At 70.9% G+C, this 18927-nt stretch carries 19 protein-coding genes; 4 read left to right on the top strand and 15 right to left on the bottom strand.

All coding sequences use genetic code 11. The features are described from left to right. Nucleotides 1–87: 87 nt before the first annotated feature. Together fbaA and ABZ795_RS26760 are read right to left on the bottom strand one after the other, a co-directional pair. A complete protein-coding gene (gene fbaA / locus ABZ795_RS26755) occupies nucleotides 88–1113 on the bottom strand; it encodes a class II fructose-bisphosphate aldolase (protein ID WP_203221708.1) in 1026 nt (341 codons plus the stop codon). 165 nt (nucleotides 1114–1278) lie between these two features. Next, on the bottom strand, nucleotides 1279–1662 hold the full coding sequence (locus ABZ795_RS26760) for a phage holin family protein (protein ID WP_327023397.1): 384 nt from the start codon (nucleotides 1660–1662) through the stop codon (nucleotides 1279–1281). A 162-nt stretch (nucleotides 1663–1824) separates the two neighbouring features. On the opposite strand from ABZ795_RS26760, the gene ABZ795_RS26765 reads away from it, so the two are divergent. The 3 genes from ABZ795_RS26765 (at nucleotide 1825) to ABZ795_RS26775 (ending at nucleotide 6095) form a co-directional block, all read left to right on the top strand. Further along, nucleotides 1825–2037, top strand: coding sequence for a hypothetical protein (locus tag ABZ795_RS26765; protein ID WP_327023398.1), 213 nt, complete (start codon nucleotides 1825–1827; stop codon nucleotides 2035–2037). A 49-nt stretch (nucleotides 2038–2086) separates the two neighbouring features. After that, on the top strand, nucleotides 2087–3502 hold the full coding sequence (locus tag ABZ795_RS26770) for a 3' terminal RNA ribose 2'-O-methyltransferase Hen1 (protein WP_357532345.1): 1416 nt from the start codon (nucleotides 2087–2089) through the stop codon (nucleotides 3500–3502). Between the two features lie 67 nt (nucleotides 3503–3569). Continuing rightward, the gene (locus ABZ795_RS26775) at nucleotides 3570–6095 is read left to right on the top strand and encodes a polynucleotide kinase-phosphatase (protein WP_357532346.1); all 2526 of its coding nucleotides are present in this window, start codon (nucleotides 3570–3572) and stop codon (nucleotides 6093–6095) included. A gap of 392 nt (nucleotides 6096–6487) precedes the next feature. On the opposite strand, the gene ABZ795_RS26780 is transcribed toward ABZ795_RS26775, so the two are convergent. The 9 genes from ABZ795_RS26780 to ABZ795_RS26820 form a co-directional block, all read right to left on the bottom strand. Beyond that, nucleotides 6488–6865, bottom strand: coding sequence for a metalloregulator ArsR/SmtB family transcription factor (locus ABZ795_RS26780; RefSeq protein WP_007454255.1), 378 nt, complete (start codon nucleotides 6863–6865; stop codon nucleotides 6488–6490). A gap of 57 nt (nucleotides 6866–6922) precedes the next feature. Further along, nucleotides 6923–7453 carry an orotate phosphoribosyltransferase gene (locus tag ABZ795_RS26785; RefSeq protein WP_327023401.1) on the bottom strand — a complete coding sequence of 177 codons (531 nt, stop codon included), beginning with the start codon at nucleotides 7451–7453 and terminating at the stop codon, nucleotides 6923–6925. Between the two features lie 159 nt (nucleotides 7454–7612). Further along, nucleotides 7613–8437, bottom strand: coding sequence for an SDR family oxidoreductase (locus tag ABZ795_RS26790; protein ID WP_357532347.1), 825 nt, complete (start codon nucleotides 8435–8437; stop codon nucleotides 7613–7615). Between the two features lie 8 nt (nucleotides 8438–8445). Beyond that, nucleotides 8446–9096 (bottom strand): hypothetical protein, encoded by a 651-nt coding sequence (locus ABZ795_RS26795; protein WP_357532348.1) that lies wholly within the window; start codon nucleotides 9094–9096, stop codon nucleotides 8446–8448. Nucleotides 9097–9213: 117 nt separating this feature from the next. Beyond that, entirely contained in the window at nucleotides 9214–10125 is a 912-nt protein-coding gene (locus tag ABZ795_RS26800) for a hypothetical protein (protein WP_357532349.1), read from the bottom strand. 144 nt (nucleotides 10126–10269) lie between these two features. Next, on the bottom strand, nucleotides 10270–10839 hold the full coding sequence (locus ABZ795_RS26805) for a DUF4178 domain-containing protein (protein WP_357532361.1): 570 nt from the start codon (nucleotides 10837–10839) through the stop codon (nucleotides 10270–10272). 55 nt (nucleotides 10840–10894) lie between these two features. Next, nucleotides 10895–11272 (bottom strand): hypothetical protein, encoded by a 378-nt coding sequence (locus ABZ795_RS26810; RefSeq protein ID WP_357532350.1) that lies wholly within the window; start codon nucleotides 11270–11272, stop codon nucleotides 10895–10897. A 122-nt stretch (nucleotides 11273–11394) separates the two neighbouring features. Then, nucleotides 11395–13986, bottom strand: coding sequence for an ATP-dependent chaperone ClpB (gene clpB / locus ABZ795_RS26815; RefSeq protein ID WP_357532351.1), 2592 nt, complete (start codon nucleotides 13984–13986; stop codon nucleotides 11395–11397). A 98-nt stretch (nucleotides 13987–14084) separates the two neighbouring features. Beyond that, nucleotides 14085–15203 carry a hypothetical protein gene (locus tag ABZ795_RS26820; RefSeq protein WP_357532352.1) on the bottom strand — a complete coding sequence of 373 codons (1119 nt, stop codon included), beginning with the start codon at nucleotides 15201–15203 and terminating at the stop codon, nucleotides 14085–14087. A 264-nt stretch (nucleotides 15204–15467) separates the two neighbouring features. Here ABZ795_RS26820 and ABZ795_RS26825 point away from each other — a divergent pair, with 264 nt between their 5' ends. Then, nucleotides 15468–15896, top strand: coding sequence for a hypothetical protein (locus ABZ795_RS26825; protein WP_327023407.1), 429 nt, complete (start codon nucleotides 15468–15470; stop codon nucleotides 15894–15896). Nucleotides 15897–15969: 73 nt separating this feature from the next. Here ABZ795_RS26825 and ABZ795_RS26830 read toward each other — a convergent pair whose 3' ends face one another. From ABZ795_RS26830 to grpE, 4 genes are all read right to left on the bottom strand, one after another. Then, nucleotides 15970–16236 carry a hypothetical protein gene (locus ABZ795_RS26830; RefSeq protein ID WP_327023408.1) on the bottom strand — a complete coding sequence of 89 codons (267 nt, stop codon included), beginning with the start codon at nucleotides 16234–16236 and terminating at the stop codon, nucleotides 15970–15972. A gap of 156 nt (nucleotides 16237–16392) precedes the next feature. Next, a complete protein-coding gene (locus ABZ795_RS26835) occupies nucleotides 16393–16830 on the bottom strand; it encodes a MerR family transcriptional regulator (protein WP_327023409.1) in 438 nt (145 codons plus the stop codon). Nucleotides 16831–16859: 29 nt separating this feature from the next. Then, nucleotides 16860–18041, bottom strand: a complete 1182-nt coding sequence (gene dnaJ / locus ABZ795_RS26840) for a molecular chaperone DnaJ (protein ID WP_357532353.1) — start codon at nucleotides 18039–18041, stop codon at nucleotides 16860–16862. Nucleotides 18042–18120: 79 nt separating this feature from the next. Then, a complete protein-coding gene (gene grpE / locus ABZ795_RS26845) occupies nucleotides 18121–18885 on the bottom strand; it encodes a nucleotide exchange factor GrpE (protein WP_327023411.1) in 765 nt (254 codons plus the stop codon). Nucleotides 18886–18927 lie beyond the last annotated feature (42 nt).

Below are 18927 nucleotides of genomic sequence, written 5' to 3' on the forward strand. Positions count from 1 at the left end.
CGGTAGAGGAAGGGCCCCCTATTAACAAAGCGACGGCGGCCAGGCTCCGGGAGGAAGTCTGGCCGCCGTCGTCACGACGTCAGTGCGTCACTTGGTCATCGTGGTGCCGGTCGAGCGCAGGTGCTCGCAGGCCTCCGCCACGCGGGCGGCCATGCCGGCCTCGGCGGCCTTGCCCCACACCCGCGGGTCGTACATCTTCTTGTTGCCGACCTCGCCGTCGACCTTGAGTACGCCGTCGTAGTTGCGGAACATGTGGTCGGCGACCGGGCGGGAGAAGGTGTACTGGGTGTCGGTGTCGATGTTCATCTTCACCACGCCGTAGTCCAGGGCCTCGCGGATCTCCGACAGCAGCGAGCCGGAGCCGCCGTGGAAGACCAGGCTCAGCGGCTTCTCCTTGCCGTACTTGGCGCCGACCGCCTCCTGGATGTGCTTGAGCACCTCGGGGCGGAGCTTGACGTTGCCCGGCTTGTAGACCCCGTGCACGTTGCCGAAGGTCAGCGCCGCCATGTAGCGGCCCTTCTCGCCCAGGCCGAGGGCCTCGACCATGGCCAGGCCATCCTCGACCGTGGTGTAGAGCTTGTCGTTGATGGCGTTCTCGACACCGTCCTCCTCGCCGCCGACGACGCCGACCTCGATCTCCAGGACGATCTTGCCCTTGGCGGCCTCGGCGAGCAGCTGCTCGGCGATCTCCAGGTTCTCCGCCACCGGCACGGCCGAGCCGTCCCACATGTGCGACTGGAACAGCGGCTCCTGGCCGGCCTTCACCCGCTCCTGGGAGATGGCCATCAGCGGCCGGACGAACTTGTCCAGCTTGTCCTTGGGGCAGTGGTCGGTGTGCAGGGCGATGTTGACCGGGTACTTCTTGGCCACCTCGTGGGCGTACGCGGCGAACGCCACCGCACCGGTGACCATGTCCTTGATCGAGGGGCCGGAGAGGTACTCGGCGCCACCGGTGGAGACCTGGATGATGCCGTCGCTCTCCGCGTCGGCGAAGCCCTTGAGCGCCGCGTTGAGCGTCTGCGACGACGTCACGTTGATCGCCGGGTACGCGTACCGGCCCGCCTTGGCGCGGTCCAGCATCTCGGCGTAAGCCTCGGGGGAAGCGATGGGCATGTCGAACGCTCCTTACTTGCCGCTGTCGGCCGTGCGGCCGCTGTTCTCCTTGCGTGCCGGTTTACGGCGCCTGAATCCAATGGGCACGCCGGACCGCGCTGTCCTCCGCGGGAAGTATCCCGTAGCTCACACAGCCGGGCACAACCGGGCCAGCGCGCCGGGGGTTCACCGTCGATCCATCGAGTCCGGCACGATGACACTGATCAGCCAGGTGACCACGGCCATCACGATGGCGCCCCAGAAGGCCGCCCAGAAGCCCCGGACATGGAACGGCAGGTCCAGCGACCCCGCTATCCAGTCGGTCAGCAGGAACAGCAGAGCGTTGACCACCAGGGCGAACAGGCCGAGAGTCGCCAGGTAGAAGACACAGCCCACCACCTTGATGACCGGCTTGAGCACCGCGTTGATCACCCCGAAGATCAACGCCACGATGATCAAAGTGAAGGCGGTGTCGGAGAACCTGCGTCCGGTCACCTCGACCCCGGGCACGATCAGCGTGGTGACCCACAGTGCGACCGCGGTCGTCGCCAGTCGGATGAGGAAGCCCACGACAACATCCTGGCACCGGGTAGCCGCCGGCGGGCCGGTTCGGCCCGACTGACCTGCGAGTACGGCGTACCCTCACGCGCCCGGCAGGTCGGTTCCCAGCGAGGTGCCGACTCAGCCCGTACGGTGGGTGGGAACTGTCCACCGATTACCCGGAGGCATCGAATGGGTCAGCCCGAAGAGGACTTCGCCCCCGGCGACCACCTCGGCCCGGAGGAGCGCGACCTGGAGGCTGAGCCGGCCGACGCCATCGAGCAGGCCGCCGTCATCGACCCCGCGCACGGTGAAGAGGAACCGCACCGCGGCTTCGAGGTCGACGACTGGGACGCGATGGAGCAGGCCCGGGTGGTCGCCGCCGACGAGGAGGACTACCGCTGACCCGATAATCGGGGCGACGCAAGATCGATCGAGCTGACACCATGGGCCGGTGCTGCTGACCCTGACCACCACTCACCGGCCGGCGACCGACCTCGGTCACCTGCTGGTCAAGCATCCCGGTCGTACGCACGCCTTCGACCTGCCGGTCGGTACCGCGCACGTCTTCTATCCGCAGGCCGACGACGCACGCTGCACGGCCGCCCTCCTGCTTGAGGTCGACCCCACGAAGCTGGCCGCCGCGCGGGGCAGAGGTCGTGGACGGCAGCCGACCACCACCCCGGCAGACTTCACCCTCGGGCGGTACGTCAACGACCGGCCGTACGCCGCGTCCAGCCTGCTCGCCTCCGCCCTGTCGCGGGTGTACCGGTCGGCCCTGCGGGGCGACTCCCGGGAACGCCCGGAGTTGGCCGCCACCCCCATTCCGCTGGAAGTCCGGGTGCCCGTGCTGCGCTGCCGGGGTGGCGCCGAGGTCGCCGCCCGGTTGTTCACTCCGCTGGGCTGGCAGGTCACGGGCACCCCCATCGCCCTGGACGAGGGGCACCCGCAGTGGGGTGACAGCCCGTACCTCGATCTCACCCTCACCGGCACCCTGCGGGTGGCCGAGGCCCTGCACCACCTGTACGTCATGTTGCCCGTGCTGGACGACGCCAAGCACTACTGGGTGACCCCGGACGAGGTGGACAAGCTGCTGCGGGTGGGTGCCGGTTGGCTGGCCGACCATCCGGAGCGCGGCCTGATCGTGCGCCGCTACCTGGCCCACCGGCGGGCGCTGGCCGCCCACGCCCTGGAACGGCTGGCCGCACAGTGCCCCACGGACGAGCCGGGCGGCGAGGAGGAGGCGACCGACCAGTCGACCCCCCGGGCCTCCCTGGCCGCCCAGCGGCGCGAGGCGGTGCACGCCACACTGGTCGAGGCCGGTGCCCAGCGGGTACTGGATCTGGGGTGTGGTTCCGGTGCCCTGCTGGCCACCCTGATCGGGGACCGCCGGTTCACCGAGATCATCGGCACGGACGTCTCGACCCGGGCCCTGGACCTGGCCGCTCGTCGGCTGCGCCTGGACCGGCTCCCCGAGCGGCAACGCAACCGGGTCACCCTGCACCAGTCCGCCCTGACCTACCGGGACGAGCGGCTACGCGGGTACGACGCCGCCGTGTTGATGGAGGTCGTCGAGCACCTCGATCCGCCCCGGTTGCCGGCGTTGGAGGACACCGTCTTCGGTCACGCCCGACCGACCACGGTCGTGGTGACCACCCCCAACGTGGAGTACAACCTCCGGTACGAGGGTCTGTCCGCGGGCGGCTTCCGGCACGGCGACCACCGCTTCGAGTGGACCCGTACGGAGTTCGCCGGGTGGGTGGACCGGGTCTGCACGACCTACGGCTACTCGGCGGTCGTACGGGGAATCGGCGATGCGGACCCCGGGCTGGGGGCGCCGACCCAACTGGCCGTGTTCACCCGGAATTGAGTGTTAACAGGGGGCCCCTGCTCTACCGGAGGCGTTAACAAGGGGCCCTTCCTTTCAAGGAGGTGCGGTGGCTGTACTGGATGTGCCTGAGCTGTCGCTGGTGGCGCTGGTCGGCGTCTCCGGGTCCGGCAAGTCCACCTTCGCCCGCCGGCACTTCGCGCCCAGCCAGGTGCTCTCCTCCGACGCCTTCCGGGCGATGGTCGCCGACGACGAGAACGACCAGTCCGCCTCGGCGGACGCCTTCGACGCGCTGTACTACGTGGCCGGCAAGCGACTGCGGGCCGGTCGGCTGACCGTCGTCGACGCCACGAACCTCCAGCCGCACGCCCGGGCCGCCCTGGTCCGGGTGGCCCGGGAACACGACGTCCTGCCGGTGGCGATCGTGCTGGACGTACCGGAGGAGTTGGCCTGGGCGCGTACCGAGGCCCGAGCCGACCGGACCTTCGGTCGGCAGGTGCTGGCCCGGATGTCCCGCGACCTGCGCCGGACGTACTCCCAGTTGGCTCGGGAGGGTTTCCGCAAGGTGCATGTGCTGCGGGGGGTCGAGGAGATCGAGGCCGCCCAGATCCGCATCGAGCGGCTGTTCAACGACCGGCGGGAGCTGACCGGGCCCTTCGACATCGTCGGTGACGTGCACGGCTGCCGCGCCGAGTTGGAGACCCTGCTGGACCGGCTGGGTTGGCAGGTGCACCGCGACGAGGCCGGTCGGCCGGTCGACGCCACCCACCCGGCGGGGCGTACCGCGGTGTTCGTGGGGGACCTGGTGGACCGGGGCCCGGACTCCCCGGGGGTGCTCCGCCTGGTGATGGGCATGGTCGCGGCCGGGCGCGCCCTCTGCGTGCCCGGCAACCACGAGCAGAAGCTGCTGCGCAGTCTGCGCGGGCGCACGGTGAAGGTGGCCCACGGCCTGGCGGAGACCCTGGAACAGCTGGCCGCCGAGCCGGCAGAGTTCAGCGCCGAGGTGGCCGCCTTCGTCGACGGCCTGGTCAGCCACTACGTGCTCGACGGCGGCCGGTTGGTGGTGGCCCACGCCGGGCTCAAGGAGGAATACCAGGGCCGGGCCTCCGGGCGGGTACGCGCCTTCGCCCTGTACGGCGAGACCACCGGGGAGACCGACGAGTACGGCCTGCCGGTGCGCTACCCCTGGGCCCGGGAGTACCGGGGTACGGCCACGGTGGTCTACGGCCACACCCCCACTCCGGAGCCGGAATGGGTCAACAACACCATCTGCATCGACACCGGCTGCGTGTTCGGCGGCCGGCTGACCGCCCTGCGCTACCCGGAACGGGAGTTGGTGGGGGTACCGGCGGAGCGTGAGTGGTACGCCCCGGTCCGCCCGCTGACCGCCGCACCGGCCCGACCGGACGAGGTGCTGGAACTGACCGATGTGCTCGGCCGTCGGCACATCGAGCACCCGTACGGCTCGCTGACCGTACCGGCGGAGAACGCCGCCGCCGCATTGGAGGTGATGAGCCGCTTCGCGGTCGATCCCCGCTGGCTGGTGTGGCTGCCGCCGACCATGGCGCCCTGCTCGACCTCGAAGCTCGACGGTTACCTGGAGCATCCGGCGGAGGCCTTCGCCGACTACCGGGCGGCCGGGGTGGACCGGGTGATCTGCGAGGAGAAGCACATGGGCTCCCGGGCGGTCGTGCTGGTCTGCCGGGAGGACGAGGGCGGCCCGTTCTCGCCGGGCCGCGGGGTGGTGCACACCCGCACCGGCAGGCCCTTCTTCCCGGCGGAGTCGGAGGCCGATCTGCTGACCCGGGTCCGGGCCGCAGTGTCCGCCGCCGGGCTGTGGGAGGAGTTGGACACCGACTGGTTGCTGCTGGACTGCGAGGTGTTGCCCTGGTCGGCCAAGGCCGAGGGACTGATCCGTGAGCAGTACGCGAGCGTCGGCGCCGCCGGTCGGGCGGCCTTGCCGGCCGCCTTGGCCGCGCTGGATGCGGCAGCCGACCGAGGGCTGGAGGTGGGGGCCCTACGCGAGCGGATGGCCGGGCGACGCGACGATCTGCTGGCCTACACGGCGGCCTACCGGGCGTACGTGCGTCCGACGGAGGGCCTGCGGGGCGTGACCCTAGCGCCCTTCGCGGTGCTGGCGGGCCGGAAGGCCAGCTACGCCGACCGGGATCACGGCTGGCACCTGGCCCTGGCCGACCGACTCTGCGCGGCGGACCCGGGGTTGTTCACCCCCACCCGTCGTCAGGTGGTCGACCTCTCCGACACCGAGGGGGTACGCGCCGCCACCGAATGGTGGTCGACCTTGACCGCCGAGGGCGGCGAGGGCATGGTCGTCAAGCCGTACGCCGGCCCGGCCGCCCGCAGCGCCAAGGGTGCCCTGCTCCAGCCGGGGATCAAGTGTCGAGGACGGGAGTATCTGCGCCTCATCTACGGCCCTAGCTACCTCGATCCCGGGCAGTTGGCCACCCTGCGGGGCCGATCACTGGGCCGCAAGCGGGGCCTGGCCCTGCGCGAACACGCCCTGGGGCTGGCCGCGCTGGACGCCCTGGCCGAGGGGGCACCGCTGTGGCGCCGACACGAGTTCGTCTTCGCGATCCTGGCCTGTGAGTCCGAGCCGGTCGACCCTCGGCTGTGACCGCGCCAGGGAATGGATCACGTACCGGTAGCCTGGGTGCCCCTTGCCGGAGGCCGTCCGGGTGACCTCCGGCGATCGACGGAACGGATTGTTCCTGGCTTTGGGCGAACGGTTGGGGCACGGTGCACTGGGAGGTGGTCATCCCGCTGCTGATCGGCATGGTGCCCGGCGCACCCTGGCGGTGGAAGGAGATCACCGGCCTGGTCCTCGCCGCGGTGGGCGCGTTCGCCTTGACCGGTCTGCCGCAGGCCACCCGCGGCGATGGTCCTCGCCGAGCGTCGACGGCTTCGTCGCGCGGCGCAGGACCTCACCGAGGAGGCGTACGCGACCTCACAGCTGCGCTGACCTCGCCGCCTGGTGGCTGCCCACGGTAGCCACCAGGCGGCGGCGAGTCAGCGAGCCTTCTTGGTGGCCCGCTTACGCGGCGGGGTCAGCAGGTCGGCGATCGTGGCGATCGCGCTCGGGACCAGTCGGTAGTAGGCCCACACACCGCGCTTCTCCCGCTCCAGCAAGCCGGCCTCGGTGAGGATCCGCAGGTGGTGGCTGACCGTCGGCTGGGAGAGGCCGAGCGGTGCGGTCAGATCGCACACGCACGCCTCGCCCTCTGGCGCCGACTGGATCAGGCTGAGTAGCCGCAACCGGGCGGGGTCGGCAAGGGCCTTGAGGACCCCGGCCAGCCGCTCGGCATCGGCACGTTCGATCGGCTCACCGGCAAGCGGCGAGATCTGAGGCATAGTCATTTCGGCCAACGCAGTTCCCACGTATTCCATCCTTCCACCAGCAGCATCGATCCGCCTGCATATCAGCAGATCCGAATCGGCAAACTTTTACGCCACAAGGCCGAGGTCAGCCAACGTATAGGCCGCCCGATAGGACAATCCGGCGGCTCGCACCGCATCGCCGGCACCACGGTCAACGATTACGGCCACCCCCACGACATCGGCCCCGGCCTCGCGAAGTGCTTCGACAGCGGTCAACACACTTCCACCGGTAGTGGAGGTGTCTTCCACCGCCAACACCCGACGACCGGCCACCTCGGGGCCCTCGATCCTCCGCTGTAGCCCGTGCGCCTTGCCCGCCTTGCGCACCACGAAAGCGTCCAACGGACGTCCGGGAGCGTGCAGCATCGACAGAGCGATCGGATCAGCGCCCAGAGTCAGACCACCGACTGCGTCGTACGACCAGTCGGCGGTCAGTTCCCGCATCACCCGGCCGACCAACGGTGCCGCCCGGTGATGGAGTGTGACGCGCCTGAGGTCGACGTACCAGTCGGCCTCCTGCCCTGAGGAGAGCACCACCCGGCCGTGGACCACAGCCAGGTCAGAGATGAATTTACGCAGGTCGTCGTGGTCCCCCATGGGGGTAGAGGGTACTGCTCATACCTGTACGCCGCGTGCGCGGGCTACCTGCGGCAACTCTTCCGGGCGACCGATGAATGACGATGCCCGTTACAGTGGGTCACCCACTGACGCGGATCCGGTGATCCACTCCGGAATCGCGCGCTCCCGCCCAGCCGGTCAGCCTCGGTCCCGACCGATGCGGCCCCGGGTGTCCCGGGCCACCAGTTCGAGCAGTCGACGGGGTGCGTGCCGCAAGCCGACCACCGCCAGCTTGTACTTCCACGACGGGACACTGATGAACTTGCCTTTTCCCAGGTCAAGCAGGGCATCGTCGACCACGGCCGGGGCGCTGAGCCACATCCATTCCGGGGTTTTCGACATGTCGATGCCGGCCCGTTGGTGAAACTCCGTACGGGTGTAGCCGGGGCACAGCGCCATCACCCGTACCCCGAAGGGACGCGCGGCCTGACCCACGGACTCGCTGAAATTGATGACCCAGGCCTTGCTGGCCGAGTACGTCGATCCCGGCATGAGGGCGCCGAATCCGGCCACGGAGGAGACATTAATCACTGCCCCACTGCGCCGCTCGGTCATCATCGGCAGCGCGGCCAGGGTCAGTCGCATGACCGCGTGCACGTTGAGCCGGAGCAAACGGGTCTCGTCCGCCACGGAAGACCGCAGGAATGAAGTATTCAGGCTGATTCCGGCATTGTTCACCAACAGCTCGACCGACGGGTCGGCGGCCAGGCGTTCCTCCACCAGCTCGCAGCCGTCGTCCGTGGACAGATCGGCGGTCAGGACCTCGGTCTGCACGCCGTACCGACCGGTCAACTCGGCGGCCTGAGCCGCCAGGCGGGTGCGGTCACGGGCGACCAGCACCAGGTGCCACCCGTCGGTGGCCAGTCGCTGCGCGAAGGCCGCTCCGATGCCGGCGGTCGCCCCGGTGATCAGTGCCCAGCGCCCGGCGTCCGAGGAGTCGGAGGAGGCTGGTTCGGGGGTCACGGAGTTGCTCACCTCGGCGGTTGGGCAAACGGCGGATAGTGGTGCGGCGGGGGTGGTGGTCCCATCGGGGGCGGAGCGGGCGTCCGCACCGGTGGGGTGGGACGACGGAACGAGGCACCGACCGAGGGCAGCGCCAGCACTATGGCTACCACAAGGTAACCGAGCACCTGGCCGACCGAAAGGGTCACGGTGAGCGGAATCCACCAGGAGGGGTAGGCATCCCCGATCAGTCCGAAGAGTTCGGCGGTGGCCTGGTCGTTGCCGAAATCTATCGGAGTGGCCCGCTGGAGGAGTTGCACCACGAGGCCGCAGCAACCGAACAGCATCCCGAGCCCGGCCACCACCCAGGTGCCCACCCTGGCCCCCTGCCGACCTGCCGCCACGCCGAGGGCCAAGCCGGCGAGGAGGAGCCCGGCCAGCCCACTGACCATCACCGACACCAGGATCGAGGTCCGCACCAGGGTGGCCATCATGTCCACCTCGTCGGCGCTCACCTGGGCACCGACGGCCGCCTCCCGCAGCCGACCTCCGACCCCATCGAAGATGAGCAGGCCGGCCAGGGCGTACCCGAGGGCCCCGATCGCCATCACCGCCAGCAGTGCCACGGCCAGCCAGAGCGCCCTGGGCCGACGAACCGGCGCCTGTACGGGGTACGACACGACGAGTCCCTCCGGTAGGCGTTCGGGAAGCAACCTACTCGGAGGGACCGTCACCGTCGTGACCTTCGGGCGTGTCGGGGCTCCGGAAGCGGGCCGGACCGTGCCGCTGACCCTAGATCAGCTGGGGTTGCCCCCGGGCGGCTGAGAACCCGGCGGGTTCGGTCCACCCTGGTCGCCGGGCTGACCGGAGGAGGGCTGACCGGGAATCGGCGGGTAACCGGGTTCGCCGGACGACTGCCCCGGCTGACCGGGCGGGGGCGGATAGCCGGGTTCGCCCGACTGGCCGGGCGGGGGCGGGTAACCAGGCTCGCCCGACTGGCCGGGCGGGGGCGGGTAACCGGGTTCACCCGACTGGCCGGGGTAGCCACCCGGCTGACCGGGGTAGCCGCCTGGCTGACCGGGGTGAGCGCCCGGCTGACCGGGGTAGCCGCCCGGCGCCGGGGGGTAGCCCGGGTAGCCCGGGGTGCCGGGGTAGGTGGCGCCGGGAGTCGGTGGCTCCCACTGGGGGGTCGGCTTGCGGAAGAACTCGTTGGCCTTCGGTAGGGCCAGCAGGATCAGCGCCGCCAGCAGCGAGATCAGGCTGATCACCCCGAGCAGGACGGTGACCGGGGTGACCCAGGAGGGCAGGGCCTCCTCGATCCGACGCTGGAGTTCCTCAGGGCTCGGCATGTCTCCGCTGGTGTCGGCCGGAGTGGTGAGGCCCCCACCCAGGCCGCTGAGGAGGCTGAACCCGTTGCAGCAGAACAGGATGCCGCCCACGATCCAGGTGGCGATGCGCGAGCCGTTCTTGCCTCGCAGGTTCACCAGACCCAGACCGGCCACGGCCAGCGCCAACGCCAGGGTGAGCAGGGCGGTGCCGACACCGACGGCAACCGTCAGGTCCGCGATCCCCTCCAGCCCTTCGCCCCCACTGTCCCGTAGCGCGTCCTCCATCGCGTTGCGTACGTCGCCGATGGTGGCCAAGGTGATGATTGCGCTGATCAGCTGGCAAACTGCGAACAGCAACAGCAAATACGTGGAAATGCTCACCACACCCGGACGTGACCGGGTTGGGGTGCTCTGAGGATCGGCCATCTCTCTCCTTCCTTGCAACGCGCATCACCGTATCGGCACCCGACCAGTTCGGCACGGCACAGAAGCAGAGCCGTACCGCGCGTCACCTGTGGTGACGTGTCATCGGCTCTGGGGATGAACGATCACCTCCGCGCGATCCAGCCGCTCGCCCCGGGCCACCTGCCAACCGGATTCGCCGTACGCCTCGAAGGTGAGCCGGGCGCCGCCGGGGGCGCGGTAGTCGTGGTAGCGCATGATCCCGCTGGGGGCCAGCCCGGTGTCGCCGGTGGCGGTGTAGCGGGCCTCGCCGGACTCACGCCAGCTGAACCGTCGGCCGGCGAACCCGATCACAGGGGCCCCGGCGGTACCGGCGTCGCCGGATTCGGACCACCAGAGCACCAGTTCGAACTCGGGGCTCTCCGCCACGGACAGTCGGCAGCGGCCGTCGGGATCGTCGAGCAGATGCTCGGCCCAGGTCCACTCGCCCTCGACCAGGCGGATCGAGCCGCGTACCGGATAGGTCAGGTCGCCGATCTCGACGATGTCCCCGACCTCGATGCGGCGGGGGTCCACCCGGGGACCGGGCGACCGCCCGGTGGTGGGCCGCCGTCGACCGAGCAGCATGGCCACCAGGGTCAACCCGAGCAGGCAGCCCAGCGCCGTCAACAGGTACAGCATCGGCTTTTCCAGCTGGTCACCTCCGAGATCGGTGGGTCCGAGGTGCGCGGTGTGGGCCAGCCAGGGTTCAGGACTCGGCCAGTCGATTCGCGGCGTACGCCCCGACCGTGGTGCTGTCCAGGACACAGCCGGTGGCGGTCTGTAGGGGCGCCGGGTCGGCGCGCAGCCGCTCCCAGGCCGCCTGCCCGGCCTGCGGGTCGAGCTGTGTCAGGAGAGTGGCCGCGTAGACCCGGGCGGCCGGTGAGCCCGCCGACAGCAGTCGTTCGAGCTGTCCGCGTACCTGCTCGGGGCGGTCGGCCGCCGCCTGCTCGATGTGCTGATACGCCTCGGTCTCCGGCAACATCGTCCCGGCCAGCCCCACCCCGCCGAAGGTGAGGGTCTCCGCCTCGGCCAGGGCCGCCATCGCCGCCGCCAACTCGTCGCGCTGTCGTCCCATCCCGAACATGCCTCCATCCTGACCCGACCCGGCCGGCGGCGCACCCCGTCCCGACGCCGCTGGCCTCGTAACGACCCGGGGCCCGCAGCGCGACTGGACGCGATGCGGGCCCCGCAGGGTGGATGCGATCGTCAGGCGGCCGTCACCGAGAGGGCGTCCTTGCTGTCGGCCAGGTCGACCCGCACCGGGTCACCGTCGCGGATCGTGCCGGCCAGCAGAGCCTTGGCCAACTGGTCACCGATCGCGGACTGGACCAGCCGACGCAGCGGCCGGGCCCCGTAGATCGGGTCGTACCCGTGCTCGGCCAGCCAGGTGCGCGCGGCGTCGGTGACCTCGAGGGTCAACCTGCGGTCGGCGAGCCGACGCCGCAGCCGGGCGATCTGGATGTCCACGATGGCCCGCAGATCCTCGCCCTGGAGGGCGGCGAAGACCACGATGTCGTCCAGCCGGTTGAGGAACTCCGGCTTGAAGTGCGACCGGACCACCGCCAGCACCCCTTCGCGGCGCTGCTCCTCGGCCAGGGTCAGGTCGCTGATCACCGCCGATCCCAGGTTGGAGGTGAGGATCAGGATGGCGTTACGGAAGTCGACCGTACGGCCCTGGCCGTCGGTCAGGCGACCGTCGTCGAGCACCTGGAGCAGGATGTCGAAGACGTCCGGGTGGGCCTTCTCCACCTCGTCCAGCAGGATCACCGAGTAGGGCCGACGACGTACCGCCTCGGTGAGCTGGCCGCCCTCCTCGTACCCGATGTAACCGGGTGGGGCACCGACCAGGCGGGCCACGGAGTGCTTCTCGCCGTACTCGCTCATGTCGATGCGGACCATGGCCCGCTCGTCGTCGAAGAGGAACTCGGCAAGCGCCTTGGCCAGCTCGGTCTTGCCGACCCCGGTGGGGCCGAGGAACAGGAAGCTGCCGGTCGGGCGGTCCGGGTCGGCGACCCCGGCCCGGGCCCGGCGTACCGCGTCGGAGACCGCGCCGACCGCCTCGGCCTGGCCGACCACCCGCTCCCGCAGGGACTCCTCCATCCGCAGCAGCTTGGCGGTCTCGCCCTCCAGCAGCCGACCGGCGGGGATGCCGGTCCAGGAGGCGACCACCGCGGCGATGTCGTCCGCGCCGACCTCCTCCTTGAGCATCGCGCCGTCGGCCTGGAGCCGGGCCAGTTCCTCCGCCGCCTGCTTCAGCTCGTTGTTCAGCGCCGGGATGCGGCCGTACCGCAGCTCGGCGGCGCGTTCCAACTCCCCGTCCCGCTCGGCCCGCTCAGCCTCTCCGCCGAGGCGCTCCAACTCCTCCTTGGCGGTGGAGAGCTTGGTGATGTGGGCCTTCTCCAGCTTCCACCGCTCGGACAGGGCGGTGAGCTGTTCCCGCTTGTCGGCCAGCTCCTTGCGCAACCGCTCCAGGCGCTCGGCGGAGGCCGGGTCCGGCTCCTTGGCCAGCGCCATCTCCTCGATCTCCAGCCGGCGAACCGCCCGCTCGATCTCGTCCACTTCTACCGGCCGGGAATCGATCTCCATCCGGAGCCGGGAGGCCGACTCGTCGACCAGGTCGATCGCCTTGTCCGGCAGGAACCGGTCGGTGATGTACCGGTCGGACAGGGCGGCGGCGGCGACCAGGGCAGCGTCGGTGATGCGTACCCCGTGGTGCACCTCGTAGCGCTCCTTGAGCCCGCGCAGGATGCCGATGGTGTCCTCGACGGTCGGTTCCCCGACCAGCACCGGCTGGAAGCGGCGTTCCAGGGCCGGGTCCTTCTCGATGTGCTCGCGGTACTCGTCCAGGGTGGTCGCACCGACCATCCGCAGCTCACCACGGGCCAGCATCGGCTTGAGCATGTTGCCGGCGTCCATCGAGCCCTCGCCCTTGCCGGCGCCGACGACGGTGTGCAGCTCGTCCAGGAAGGTGATGACCTTCCCGTCGGAGTTCTTGATCTCTTCCAGGACGGACTTGAGCCGCTCCTCGAACTGCCCCCGGTAGGAGGCGCCGGCGACCATCGCCCCCAGGTCGAGTGAGACCAGCTTCTTGTCGCGCAACGACTCCGGCACGTCACCGGCGACGATGCGCTGGGCCAGGCCCTCCACGATGGCGGTCTTGCCCACGCCCGGCTCACCGATCAGCACCGGGTTGTTCTTGGTACGCCGGGACAGCACCTGGATCACCCGACGGATCTCGGAGTCCCGGCCGATCACCGGGTCGATCTTGCCGTCCCGGGCACTCGCGGTCAGGTCCACCCCGTACTTGGCCAGGGCCTGGTAGGTCTGCTCCGGGTCGGCGCTGGTGACCCGGCGGTCCCCACCCCGTACGGTCGGGAAGGCGGCCACCAGGGTCTCCTCGGTGGCCCCGGCGGCCTTCAGTGCCCCGGAGACCGCCCCACCCACCCGGGCCAGCCCGGCCAGCAGGTGTTCGGTGGAGGTGTACTCGTCGCCGAGCGGGCGAGCGATCTGCTCGGCCGCACCGATGGCGTTGACGAACTCCCGGGCCAAGGTCGGCTCGGCGATGCTGGAACCCCGGGCGGCGGGCAACGCGTCTAGGGCCCGCTGGGCGGCGCGGCGCAGCTCGGCGGGGTCAGCCCCGACGGCGCGCAGCAGGCCGGCAGCGGTCGAACCCTCGGTGTCCAGCAGCGAGAGCAGCAGGTGCCACGGTTCCACGGTGGCATGCCCGCGCTGGTTGGCCAGGGCGACGGCACCGGTGATGGTTTCGCGGCTGCGGGTGGTGAGGCGTTCGGTGTTCATGGGCTCCCCTGGTTCGGCGTGTCCACTGATACCGACAGAACCAGAGTTGAGTCTATTCCGCTCAACCCTGGAGGTGTGAGCTACCCCACAGCAACGCCTCAGTCCCGCTCCAGCACCACCTGCACCCAGGTGCGGTCGCCAAGCTGACCCAGGCCTAGCAGGATGCTGTCCGAGGTGCCGGCGAACAGGGTGCCGTCGGGCAGTCGCCGCAGGTAGTGCCGGTCGGTCACCGGCCAGGACAGGTCCAGGTACCGGCCGCCGAGCAGGGCCCCCGCACCGCGCGAACTGACCACCGCCACGATCCCGGCACCCAGCGGGACGGCCCGTCCGGCGCCCGGCTGCCCCTCGGCGCGTACCCCTCGCCAGGTGTCGCCCTCCAGGTGCCACAGCGCCGGGAAGTCGACCCGGTTCTCCGCCTCCCCGACCAGCCAGATCTCCCCGGCCACCGACTCCGCCCGGACCATCCACACCGCGCCGTCGGGGGCGGGCAGCGAGGTCTCCTGCCAGCGCCGCCCCTCGTCCCAGGAGATCGCGGCGTACGGCCTGCCGTCCTCGCCTGCCCCGGCCGCCACCAGCGGCCCGCGGTACTCCGTACCGTCGCGGACCATCCATCCCCCGCCCAGCGCCACCGAGTCCAGCCTGGGCAGCCGCGGCTGGGTGGCCAGGGGACGCAACCTCCTGCCGGTCCACCGGCCGACCTCGCCGGTCGCCTCGATGATCTGGAACCTGCCCTGACTGGCCTGCCACTGCCGCAGCACGGCCTCACCCGGGCTGTGCTGGAAGGTCCGGCCCTCGTCGGTGGAGGTCCACCAGCCGTGCGGCTCGGCCCACAGGGCCAGCGTCCCCGGCGCGGCGTACAACTGCTGGTTGTCGGTGACCGGCTTGGGATGCCGGAGTCCCTGCCAGGACCGGCCGCCGTCCCCGGTGGTGAAGATCAGGGCGGGGCAGTCCGGTCCGGAGGGCCGGCTCTCGCAGGAGCCGAAGAGGGCGTAGCCCCGCGTGGCGTCGACGAACTCGACATACGGCTCGTCGTAGCGCTGCGGTACGGCCAGTCGGCTGGCCCGGATCTCCGCGACCCGGGTCGGGGCCGGACTCGACGGCGTCGAGGTCGAGGGCACCGGGGTGGGCGGAGGCCGACGGATGTCCCCGACGGAGCAACCCACCAGCACCGGCACCACGGCCAGCAGCGCCATCCCACGTCTTGTTCGGGTGATCATCCAGTCTCCGTCACCTGAGCTGGTGTTCGTGCCGGTCAGGCTAGCGTCACCAGCCTGAGAGGTTCGCCACCACCTGATGACGGACTCGCGGCCCCGCCCCGCGTGAGATCGGTCGTACGGAGGATCCGACCCGTCCAACGGACGGTGAAGATGCTTCGGGCAGGGGCTACCCGTACCCGTCGGTACCGCGTTACCGTGTCGCCCCAGCAGCCAGGGTTCGCGGTGGGCGGACGACGCCCCGCGGGTAGAGCGGAAGGTTGGCCGGTGAGCGTGCAGGAGTCAACGTTCCGCGGCTTCGCCAACCCTGTCGACCCCAGCCCGACGGAACTGCGGACCTGGGCGTACAACCCCGACTCGGTGCCGTTGACCTCCATGCCCCCGGACTGGGATCTGCTGGTCTCCGGTGACCGGCTGGTGATGACCCTGTTCGAGCTGGCCATGGATCCGAGCTGTCCGGCCCGCCGGTTCGCCCTGCACTGCCTCTACATCTACGCGGCCGACGGCATCCGGACGAACTTCCGGGCACATCCTCGGCGACGCTTCCGCAAGCTGGTGGACCAGGCCGAGCGCAACGGCGACGAACTGATGCGTACCTGGGCCCACAACAGCCGGGTGCTGCTGGCCCGGCCGGAGTTGTTCGTCTACCGGGAATGGTGTGAGGGCGGGCTGGTCCGGGAGGGCCGCCGGCTGTAACTCCGCCTGCGGGTCAAGCTCAGTAGTCACCGCGCGAACGGGCCGGGACCCCCCGTGGCTCCCGGCCCGCACGTCAACGCGATCCGCCCCCGGCGCGGCGGTGCTGGTCGGTGCGTACCTGGCCGGCGCCGTGTCCGCCCCGGCCACCTGGCACCGGCCGTACCCGGCGGTCGCCACCGTCGCCGCGGTTGCCGGGTCGGGCCGGACCGAAGCGACCAGAGGTGACCTGATCGGAGAAGCGCCCCTTGAGGATCCGGTCGAATCGCTCCCGGACCCGCTCGGTCAGGTCGTCGAACCGGTGCTCCGCATCTTCGGCCACCTTCTTCGCGGCTTCCGTCATGGCTCCTCCCGCCCAGCTGGGAGACCGCCTCAGGCCCCTTGTCGTGGAGGCTAACGAAGGCAGCCCGCCCCCCGCTCGGATTCGGGGAAACGGGCTTCGCCTTCCGGCCATCGGTGTCCGCTGCGGCGGAGCTGAGCAGCCGCGCAGACCGCCAGGTCAGCGGTCGGGGCCGCGGCGCGGGCGCCAGACCACCAGGGCGGTGGAGGTCCGGTTGGTCGGCACCAGGTCACGGCCGGGGAAGCGGGCCAACGACTCCAGTTCGGCCATCCGCCGGTACGCCGCCTCCAACTCCGCCTCCAACTGGGCCACCCGCTGCTGGGCCTGCTCCAACAGCTGTTCCAGGCCGATGATCCGCTTGATCCCGGCCAGGTTGACCCCGTCGTCCTGACTGAGCCGCTGCACCTCGCGCAGCAGCACCACGTCCCGGACGCTGTACCGGCGTCCGCCGCCGGCCGCCCGGCCGGCCTGCACCAGGCCCAGCCGGTCGTACTGACGCAGGGTCTGGGGATGCATCCCCGCCATCCGCGCCGCAACCGAGATCATCAGCACCTTGGCCTCGTAGGCGGGGTCATCCGAACCGACGAACCCGTCCATCCCGCTCACCTCCGCACCGCTTCACCGAGTCAACTGAATCGACGCACCCGCGCGTCGAGATGTTCCCTGGCCGCCGGCGGGCTCTGCGCGGCGAAGGTCTCCAGGGCCGCCCGCGCCTCGTCGGACACCCGGGCCGGCACCACCACCTCCAGGGTGACGAGCAGGTCACCGGCCTGCCCGTCGCGGCGAGTCACCCCCTTGCCCCGGGCCCGCAGGACCCGTCCGCTGGGGGTACCCGGCGGCACCCGCAGGGTCACCGCACCGTCGAGGGTCGGCACCCGCAGATCAGTGCCGAGCACCGCCTCGGTGAAGGTGATCGGCACGGTCAGGGTGAGGTCGTCGCCGGTACGCCCGAACAGATCGTCGGGGCGCACCTTGACCTGCACGAACAGGTCCCCGGCCGGGCCGCCCCGGACACCCGGTTCACCCCGGCCGGCCAGCCGGATCCGCTGGCCGTCGGCCACCCCCGCCGGGAAGCGGACGTTGAGGGTACGGGTCTTGGTCACCCCGCCGGTGCCCTGGCACTCCGGGCACTTCTCGTCGACGACCGTGCCGACCCCCTGGCAGTTGCGGCAGGGCTCGGAGAAGCTGAAGGCACCCTGGTTGCGGGTGGTCACCCCGGCGCCGTGGCAGACCGGACAGGCCCGCGGCTGGGTGCCCGGCTTGGCACCGTTGCCGTGGCAGGTTTCGCAGACCCCGGGGGCCCGCAGGGTCAAGGGCAGGGTCACTCCCCGGACGGCGTCGTTGAAGTCGAGGGCCACCTCGGTCTCGACGTCCCGCCCCCGCGCCGGACCGGGCGCACCGCCCCCGGCACCACCCTGGCCGCCCGAGAAGATCGAACTGAACAGGTCGGAGATGTTGCCCCCGGCGAACCGACCGCCGCTGGGAGAGGCCCCGCCGAACAGGTCGGAGACGTCGAAGGGCGTCCCACCGGGCTGACCGCCCTGGCGGGCGCCCCGCCGGAACGCGCCCGAGCCGAACAGCGACCGCATCTCGTCGTACTCGCGGCGCTTGGTGTCCTCGCCCAGCACGGCGTACGCCTCGGAGACCGCCTTGAAGCGCTCCTCGGCCTTGGGGTCGCCGGGGTTGTGGTCCGGATGGGACTCCCGGGCCAGCTTCCGGTACGCCTTCTTGATCTCGTCAGCGGAGGCGGTCTTCGCCACGCCCAGGACCGCGTAGTAGTCCTTCTCGATCCAGTCCTTGGAACTCAACGTCCACCTCCTCCCCGCTGCCGGGCCGCCCCGCCCGCCCTGACTCGGCGGACGGGACGGCCCGATGCACCGTCGCGCACTATTCCGGATCGGCCACCGCGACCATCGCCGGCCGCAGCAGTCGTTCACCCATCTGGTAGCCCCGCCGCATCACCTGCACGCAGGTCGGTTCGGTGACCTCGGGCGAGGTCTGGTGGGCCACCGCCTCGTGCCGGGTCGGGTCGAACGGATCGCCCTGCTCCCCGAAGGGAGTCAGGCCGAACTTGCCCAACGTGGTGATCAGTTGCTCGGCCACCGAGCCGAAGGGGCCGACCAGGTCGCCGTGCTCCCGGGCCCGGTCCAGGTCGTCCAGGATCGGCAGCAGGGCGGTGAGTACGGAACCGGTCGCCTGTTCGGTGACCAGCCCACGGTCCCGCTCCACCCGCTTGCGGTAGTTGGCGTACTCGGCCGTGACCCGCTGCAGGTCCCGGGTGCGCTCCTCGAGGTCGGAGCGGAGCGCCGCCAGGTCGCCGGCCGCCCCCTCCGCTGCCTTCTCGGCCGTGGGCTCCCCGACCGGACTGGCCGGGGAGTCCACCACCGGCGGGCCATCGGTGGCGGGTTCGCTCAACGCGGAGGCCTCGACCTTCATGGTGTCGACCACCACCTCGGCGTCCTCGACCAGACCTTCGGCCGAGACGTCCGATCCGGCGTCGGCAGCCGCACCGGCCGCCTCGGAGGACTTGTTGATCTTGCGGTTGTTGCGGATGACGACCCGCGGCGCGTCACCGGTGGCCGGCTCCGACGCCGAGCCACCCGGCGCCGACCCGGTGTCACCCGGGTCAGCGGCTCGTGGCTTCTCCGTCATACGACTACCTCATCCCTGCGCCCGTGAGTCTGCGTAGTCCGG

This window comes from Micromonospora sp. NPDC047134 (assembly GCF_040643455.1).
GTDB lineage: Bacteria > Actinomycetota > Actinomycetes > Mycobacteriales > Micromonosporaceae > Micromonospora.